The 8,362-nt window shown below is 75.6% G+C and carries 2 protein-coding genes; both read right to left on the bottom strand.

The window, feature by feature from the left end:
* Window positions 1-970, bottom strand: a 970-nt coding sequence (locus ACIOFR_RS41495) for a beta-ketoacyl synthase N-terminal-like domain-containing protein (RefSeq protein WP_401005917.1), incomplete at its 3' end; no start/stop codon positions are given.
* A 42-nt stretch (window positions 971-1,012) separates the two neighbouring features.
* Window positions 1,013-8,362 (bottom strand): type I polyketide synthase (locus ACIOFR_RS41490; RefSeq protein ID WP_401005915.1); only part of this gene is annotated, 7,350 nt, incomplete at its 5' end.

Here is an 8,362-nt window from a genome sequence, read left to right as displayed (position 1 = left end):
GGGCCTGGCGGATCACCCGCTGCTGCGAGGGGCCGTTCGGCGCCGTCAGCCCGTTGGAGGCGCCGTCCTGGTTGATCGCCGAACCGCGGACCACCGCCAGCACCGGGTGCCCGCTGCGCCGCGCGTCCGACAGCCGCTCGACCAGCAGCATGCCCACGCCCTCGCCCCAGCCGGTGCCGTCCGCGTCGTCCGAGAACGCCTTGCAGCGCCCGTCGGTGGCGAGCCCGCGCTGCCGGCTGAACTCCACGAACGTGCCGGGGGTGGACATCACCGTCACCCCGCCGGCCAGGGCGAGTTCGCACTCGCCGGTCCGCAGTGCCTGGACGGCAAGGTGGAGGGCGACCAGCGAGGACGAGCAGGCCGTGTCGACCGTGACGGCCGGGCCCTCCAGGCCGAAGGTGTAGGACACCCGGCCGGACGCCACGCTGCCGAAGCTCCCGGTGCCGAGGTGCCCTTCGACGCCCTCCGGCACCGAGCCGAGCCGGCTGGCGTACTCGTGGTACATCAGTCCGGCGAAGACGCCGGTCCGGCTGCCCTTGAGCGTGCGCGGATCGATCCCGGCGCGTTCGAAGGCCTCCCAGGAGGTCTCCAGCAGCAGCCGCTGCTGCGGGTCCATGGCCAGCGCCTCGCGCGGCGAGATCCCGAAGAACGCCGGGTCGAACTCACTGGCGTCGTAGAGGAATCCGCCCTGGTTGACGTAGCTGGTGCCGTGGGCGTCGGGGTCGTCGTCGATCAGTGCCTCGCCGTCCCAGCCGCGGTCGGACGGGAAGCCGCCGATCGCGTCCCGGCCGGTGGCGACCAGCTGCCAGAGGTCCTCCGGGGAGCTCACCCCGCCCGGGTAGCGGCAGGCCATGCCGACGATCGCGATCGGCTCCCGGTCGCGCTCCTCCACCTCCCGCAGGCGCCGTCGGGCGTTGCGCAGGTCGGCGGTGGCGCGCTTGAGGTAGTCGCGCAGCTTGTCCTCGTTCAGCATGTCCGTCCGCTCCTTGCGGCAAAAGGGGTGGCGCCTGGGTCAGGAAGTTTCGAGCTCGTCGTCGAGCAGGTCGAAGAGCTCGTCGTCGGTGGCCGTGTCCAGGTCGCTGTGGTCGTCGGCGGCGGGGCCCCGGTCGCCCGGGTCGCCGAGGGCGTCCCGCCACTGCGCCAGCAGCGACTGGAGGCGCAGGGTGACCCGGGCGCCGGTCTCCTCGTCGGTCGGTGCGGCGGTCAGGACCTCGGCCAGCCGGTCGAGTTCGGTGAACGGGTCCACGCCGCCGGCCCCCTCCTGGGGAAGGGTCGTCCGGAGGTGGGCGACCAGGTCCGAGGGGCTCGGGTGGTCGAAGATCAGCGTGGCGGGCAGCCGCAGGCCGGTGACGGCGTTCAGACGGTTGCGCAGTTCGACGGCGGTCAGCGAGTCGAACCCGAGCTCGCGGAACGCGTGCCCCGGCTGGACGGCCGCGGCACCGGCGTATCCGAGCACCGCCGCGACCTGCCCGCACACCGTCTCCAGCAGGATCCGCTCCTGGTCCTCCGGCGACCGGCCGGCCAGCCGCTGCCGGAACACCGCGGCCGGGTCCACCGCCGCTCCCGCCGTCGCGCGCCGGGCCGGCTGCCGGACCAGCGCCCGCAGCAGCGGGGCCACCTCGCCGGTCGCCGCGGCCCGGGCCCGCAGCCCGGCCAGGTCGAGCCGGGCCGGGACCAGCACCGGGTGGTGCGGCAGCGCGGCTGCCGTGTCCAGCAGGGCGAGGCCTTCCCGGACCGACAGCGCGGCCACCCCACCGCGGGCCATCCGCTCGATGTCCGCGCTGTCCAGGGTGTCGGCCATCCCGCCGTCCTCGGCCCACAGGCCCCAGGCGAGCGAGCTCGCGGGCAGCCCGGCGGAGTGCCGGTGCCGGGCGAGGGCGTCCAGGAAGCTGTTCGCGGCCGCGTAGTTGGCCTGCCCGGCCGCGCCGAACACGCCGGCGGCGGAGGAGAACAGCACGAACGCGGCGAGGTCGCGGTCGGCGGTCAGCCGGTGCAGGTTCCACGCGGCGTCCACCTTCGGACGCAGCACGGTGTCCAGTCGCTCGGGGGTGAGCGCGGAGACCACGCCGTCGTCCAGCGCGCCGGCCACGTGGACGACCGCGCTCAGCGGCACGCCCTCCAGGACCCGCGCCAGCGCGTCGCGGTCGGCGACGTCGCACGCGGCGAACCCGACCCGGGCGCCGGCGGCCGCCAGTTCGGCCGCCAACTCCTGTGCTCCGTCGGCGGCTTCGCCCCGGCGGGAGACCAGCAGCAGCTGCCGCGCTCCGCGCTCCGCGACCAGGTGGCGGGCGACCTCGCGGCCCAGCGATCCGGTCGCGCCGGTCAGCAGCACGGTGCCGTCGGCGGGGAGGTCCGGGCCCTGTGCCGCCGCGGGGGCGTCGGTGACGCGGACCAGGCGGGCGGCGGCGGCGCGGCCGGCGCGCAGGGCGAGCTGCGGCTCGTCGGTGCCGAGCGCCTCCGGCAGGGCCCGCAGGGAGGCCGGGTCCTCGTCCAGGTCCACCAGGAGGAACCGGCCGGGGTGCTCGGACTGGGCGGAGCGCAGCAGGCCGTGGACGGCGGCGGCCGCCAGGTCGGCGCCGGTGCTCGCTCCCCGGGTCACCACGGCGAGCCGGGAGTCCGCGAACGCGTCCTGCGCCAGCCACTCCTGTACCAGGGCGAGGGCGCGGCGCAGGGCGGTCCGGGTGGCGGCGGCCGCATCGTCCGGGTGGACGGGGCTCGGCCACGGGACGACCACGGTGTCCGGCACCCGGCCGGACGCGGCCGCCTCCGCCAGGTCGACGAGGGTGCGCGCCCCGGGGAGCCCGAGGTCGTCGTCGCCCAGTACACCGATCACGCCCGCCGTCGCCGGGGACGGCAGCGCCACCGGCACCCACTCCGGGCGGAACAGCGACTCGTGGCTTCCGGGGCCCGTCAGGTGCCCGGGGTCGAACTCCCGCAGCACCAGCGAGTCGACCGTGGCGACCGGAGCGCCGGTGGTGTCGGCGACGGCCAGCGAGACGGCGTCGGGACCGGCTGCGGCGATCCGCACCCGCAGCCCGGCCGCGCCCGTGGCGTGCAGCGACACCCCTGACCAGGCGAACGGGAGCCGTCCCCGGCCGGTGTCCGCCAGCAGGCCGCCCAGGCCGACTGCGTGCAGCGCGGCGTCGAGCAGGGCCGGATGCAGTCCGTACAGAGCGGCCTCCGCCCGCGTCTCCTCCGGCAGCGCCACCTCGGCGAAGAGTTCGCCGTCCCGGCGCCAGGCGGCCGTCAGCCCGCGGAACACCGGGCCGTAGGCGAACCCTGCCGCCTCGAAGCGTTCGTAGACGGCGTCCACCGCGACCGGGTCGGCGGCCGGCGGCGGCCACTCGGCCGGCCACTCGGCCACGGCATCCGGGCCGGTCTCGGCCAGCCGGCCCACCGCGTGCCGCGTCCAGGCCGCACCGCCGGCGTCCTCGGCGGCCCCCTCCGCGGCTCCCGCGGTCTGCGCGGGCCGGGAGTGCAGGGCGACGGTGCAGCGCCCGTCGCCGTCGACCGCGCCGACCCGCAGCTGCAGGTGGACCGCGCCCTTGTCGGGGACGACCAGCGGCGCCTCCAGCGTCAGCTCCTCCAGTACCGCACAGCCGACGTGTTCGCCGGCCCGGACGGCCAGTTCCACGAAGGCCGTTCCGGGCAGCAGCACGCTGCCCGCCACGGCGTGGTCCGCGAGCCACGGGTGGGTGTCCAGCGCGAGCCGTCCGGTGAGCAGGAGGCCGTCCCCGTCGGCCAGCGGCACGGCGGCGCCGAGCAGGGGGTGGCCGGCCGTTCCCAGGCCGGCCGCGGTGACGTCCCCGGCCGGGGCTCCGCTGCCCTGCGGCCAGTAGCGCTCCCGCTGGAACGCGTAGGTCGGCAGGTCGAGGACGCGGGAGCCGCGTCCGGCGTGGACGGCCGTCCAGTCCACCGCCGCCCCGGCCACGTGGAGCCGGCCCAGGCAGGTCGCGACGGCGGCCGTCTCCGGGCGGTCGCGGCGCAGCAGCGGGATGAGGGCGGCATCGGTGGACTCGGGCAGGCACTGCTGTGCCATGGCGCTGAGGGTCCCGTCGGGGCCCAGCTCCAGGAACGTCCGGACGCCTTCGGCCTCCAGCTTCGCGACCGCGTCGGCGAAGCGGACGGCCTCACGGACGTGCCGCACCCAGTACTCGGGGTCCGTCAGCTCGTCCGACACCAGCGTGCCGGTGAGGGTGGAGACGATCGGGATCTGAGCTGCCTGGAAGGTCAACTCCCGGGCCACCGAACGGAACTCGTCCAGCATGCCGTCCATCAGCGGCGAGTGGAACGCGTGACTGACCGCCAGGCGCTTCGTCTTGCGGCCCAGGGCCTCCCAGTCGGCGGCGAGCTCCAGGACGGAGCGTTCGTCGCCCGAGACCACCAGCGCGTCGGGCCCGTTGACGGCGGCGATGCCCAACTCGTCCTCGCGGCCCGCCAGGAGCGGCATCACCTCGCCCTCGGCGGCCTGGAGCGCGACCATGGCACCGCCGCCCGGCAGTGCCTGCATCAGCCGGCCGCGGGCCGCCACCAGCTTCGCGGCGTCCGCGAGCGACAGCACGCCCGCGACGTGGGCGGCGGCCAGCTCACCGATCGAGTGACCGGCCAGGAAGTCAGGACGGACCCCCCACGACTCGACGAGCCGGAACAGCGCCACCTCCAGCGCGAACAGCGCCGGCTGGGCCCAACCGGTCTCGTCGATCAGCGTGTCGTCGGCGATCGCCTCGTGCAGCGGCCGCTCCAGGTGCCGGTCGAGCTCGGTGCGGACGGCGTCGAAGGCGGTCGCGAACACCGGGAAGGCGGTGGCGAGTTCGGCGCCCATGGCGACGCGCTGGCTCCCCTGGCCGGCGAACAGGAAGGCCGTCCGCCCGGCCACCGGGGTTCCGGTCAGCGCGGCGCCGGCAGCGCCGCCCGTCACGGCCAGCGACTCCAGCGCCGCCAGCAGATCCGCCCGTCCGTCCGCCACGACGGCCGCCCGGTGCTCGAACGAGGTCCGGGCCGTCGCCAGCGTGTACGCGACGTCCGCCGGTCCGGATCCGGTCTCCGATGCCAGCCACGCGGCCAGCCGGACCGCCTGCGCCTCAAGCGCCCGGGGCGTCCGGCCCGACAGCAGCACCGGCAGCGGCACCTCGGGTGCCGCGGCGGCGGGTGTCTCCCCGGCCGGGGGCGCCGCGGCGGGTTCCGGAGCCTGCTCGATGATGGTGTGGGCGTTGGTGCCGCTGATGCCGAAGGAGGAGACGCCCGCCCGTCGTGGGCGGTCGTGCTCGGGCCAGGGCCTGGCGTCGGTGAGGAGTTCCACCGCGCCCGCCGACCAGTCGACGTGGGTGGAGGGCTCGCCGACGTGCAGGGTCCGCGGCAGCATCCCGTGCCGCATCGCCATCACCATCTTGATGATGCCCGCCGCACCGGCCGCGGCCTGGGTGTGGCCGAGGTTGGACTTGACCGAGCCGAGCCACAGCGGCCGGTCGGCGGCGTGGGCGCGTCCGTAGGTGGCCAGCAGGGCCTGCGCCTCGATCGGATCGCCGAGGGTGGTGCCGGTGCCGTGCGCCTCCACGGCGTCGACCTCGTCCGCGCCTAGCCGCGCGTCCGCCAGGGCCTGCTGGATGACGCGCTGCTGGGACGGGCCGTTCGGAGCGGTAAGGCCGTTGGAGGCGCCGTCCTGGTTGACGGCACTGCCACGGACCACCGCGAGCACCGGGTGCCCGTTGCGCCGCGCGTCCGACAGGCGCTCCACCAGCAGGAGACCCACGCCCTCGCCCCAGCCGGTGCCGTCGGCGTCGTCCGAGAACGCCTTGCAGCGGCCGTCGGCCGACAGTCCGCGCTGGCGGCTGAAGTCCACGAAGGTCGCGGGCGTCGCCATGACCGTCACCCCGCCCGCCAGGGCGAGCGAGCACTCGCCGTTGCGCAGCGCCTGGATCGCCCAGTGCAGGGCGACCAGCGAGGACGAGCACGCCGTGTCGACCGTGACGGCGGGGCCCTCCAGGCCGAAGGTGTACGAGACCCGGCCGGACGCGATGCTGCCGACGCCACCGCTGCCCATCGACCCCTCGGCGCCGGCGGTCGCGGCCTCCTGGAGACGGGTCGCGTAGTCGTGGTACATCACACCGACGAAGACGCCGGTCCGGCTGCCGCGCAGGCTGACCGGGTCGATGCCGGCCCGCTCGAACGCCTCCCAGGAGGTTTCCAGCAGCAGCCGCTGCTGCGGGTCGGTGGCCAGGGCCTCGCGCGGTGAGATCCCGAAGAACGCGGGGTCGAAGAGGCCCGCGTCGTGCAGGAAGCCGCCCTCACGGGTGTACGAGGTGCCCTGGTGGTCCGGGTCGGGGTGGTAGAGGTTCTCGACGTCCCAACCGCGGTCGGTCGGGAAGCCGGAGACCGCGTCGCGCCCGTCGGCCACCAGCCGCCACAGGTCCTCGGGGGACTGCACCCCGCCCGGGAATCGGCAGCTCATCGCGACGATCGCGATCGGGTCGTCCTCGTCGCCGCCGCGCCGCGCACCGGGCCCGTACGGCGACGGGGGCCGGGACGGGTCGGCGTCGTCGCCGCCGAGGAGTTCCGCCCGCAGGTGCCGGGCCAGCACCTCCGGGCTCGGGTGGTCGAAGACCAGGGTCGCGGGCAGCCGCAGACCCGTGACGGCGTTCAGCCGGTTGCGGAGTTCGAGCGCGCTCAGCGAGTCGAAGCCGAGCTCGCGGAAGGCGCGGGTCGGATCGACCGCCTGCGGACCGGCGTGGCCGAGAACGGCCGCCGCCTCGGTCCGGACGGTCTCCAGCAGCTCACCGTACTGCCGGGCCGGCGGCAGCCCGACGAGCGTCCCGGCGAACGCCGGGCCACCGGCACCGGACGCCGAGCCCGCGGCCGCCACCCGGCGGGCCGACGGACGCACCAGGCCGCGCAGCAGCGGCGGCACCTCGGCCCGGTCGGCAGCGCGGGCGCGCAGCCCCGCCAGGTCCAGCCGGATCGGTACCAACGCCGCGTCATCGGCGGCGAGAGCCCGGTCGAACAGGTGGAGTCCCTCGGTGGCGGTCAGCGCCTGCACACCACCGTGCGCCATCCGCTGGACATCGCCGTCGTCGAGGGCATCGCCCATGCCGCCCGCCCACAGGCCCCACGCGAGGGACGTGGCCGGCAGGCCGAGCGAACGGCGGTGCTCGGCGAGCGCGTCCAGGAACGCGTTGGCCGCTGCGTAGTTGGCCTGCCCCGCCGCACCGAACACACCGGCCGCGGACGAGAACAGCACGAACGCCGCCAGGTCGTGGCCGGCCGTCAGCTCGTGCAGGTTCCACGCCGCATCCACCTTCGGACGCAACACGGTGTCCAGCCGCTCCGGCGTCAGCGACGGCACGATGCCGTCGTCCAGCACACCCGCCGTGTGGACGACCGCCGTGAGGTCAACCCCGTCCAGCACCCGCGCCAACGCCGCACGGTCCGCGACATCACACGCCGCGAACGTCGCGACAGCCCCCAACCCGGCCAGCTCCGCGACCAGTTCCGCCGCGCCCGGCGCCAGAGCACCACGACGCGACACCAGCAACAGCCGCCGCGCACCGTACTCCGTCACCAGATGACGCGCGATCACACCACCCAACGCACCCGACGCACCCGTCAGCAGCACCGTCCCCGCCGGATCGAGCACCGGAACAACACCACCGCCCGACGGCACCCGCACCAGACGCGGCGCGAGAGCCGCACCGGCCCGCAACGCCACCTGCGGCTCACCACACTCCAGCACCCGCACCAGCACCCGCACCGATTCGGCGTCACCGTCCAGATCCACCAGCACGATCCGGCCCGGATTCTCCGACTGCGCCGACCGCACAAGACCCTGCACCGCCGCAGCCACCGGATCACCCGACGTCGCACCCCGCGTCACCACCACCAGACGCGAATCCACGAACACATCCCGCGCCAGCCACTCCTGCACCAGCCCGAGAGCCTCCCGCACCGCCGCGCGGGTCGCGGCGGCCGCGTCCTCGTCGTGCGCGACGGGCAGTGACACCAGCAGTGTCCCCGGCACCACCCCGGCCTCCGCCACGGCGGCGATGTCGGGGAAACAGACCGCGCCCGGCAGTCCCAGATCGTCGGTGCCCAGCACCACGATCGGGCCGGTCGGTGAACCGGACGACAGCGGGACCGACACCCACTCCTGCCGGAACAGCGACTCCTGACCACCCGGGGCGGTCAACTGCCCCGCCTCGAACGGCCGCAGGACCAGTGACCCCACCTCGGCCACCGGCGCACCGGTGGCATCCGCGACCACCAGCGACACCGCATCCCCACCCGCCGGAGCGATCCGCACCCGCACCTCACCCGCACCAACCGCATGCAGGCACACCCCGGACCACGCGAACGGCAACCGCCCCCCGCC

It is taken from the genome of Kitasatospora sp. NPDC088346 (assembly GCF_044740765.1).
GTDB lineage: Bacteria > Actinomycetota > Actinomycetes > Streptomycetales > Streptomycetaceae > Kitasatospora.
The sequence above is the reverse complement of the archived record's forward strand: the minus strand, read 5'-3'. Positions and strand labels throughout refer to the sequence as shown.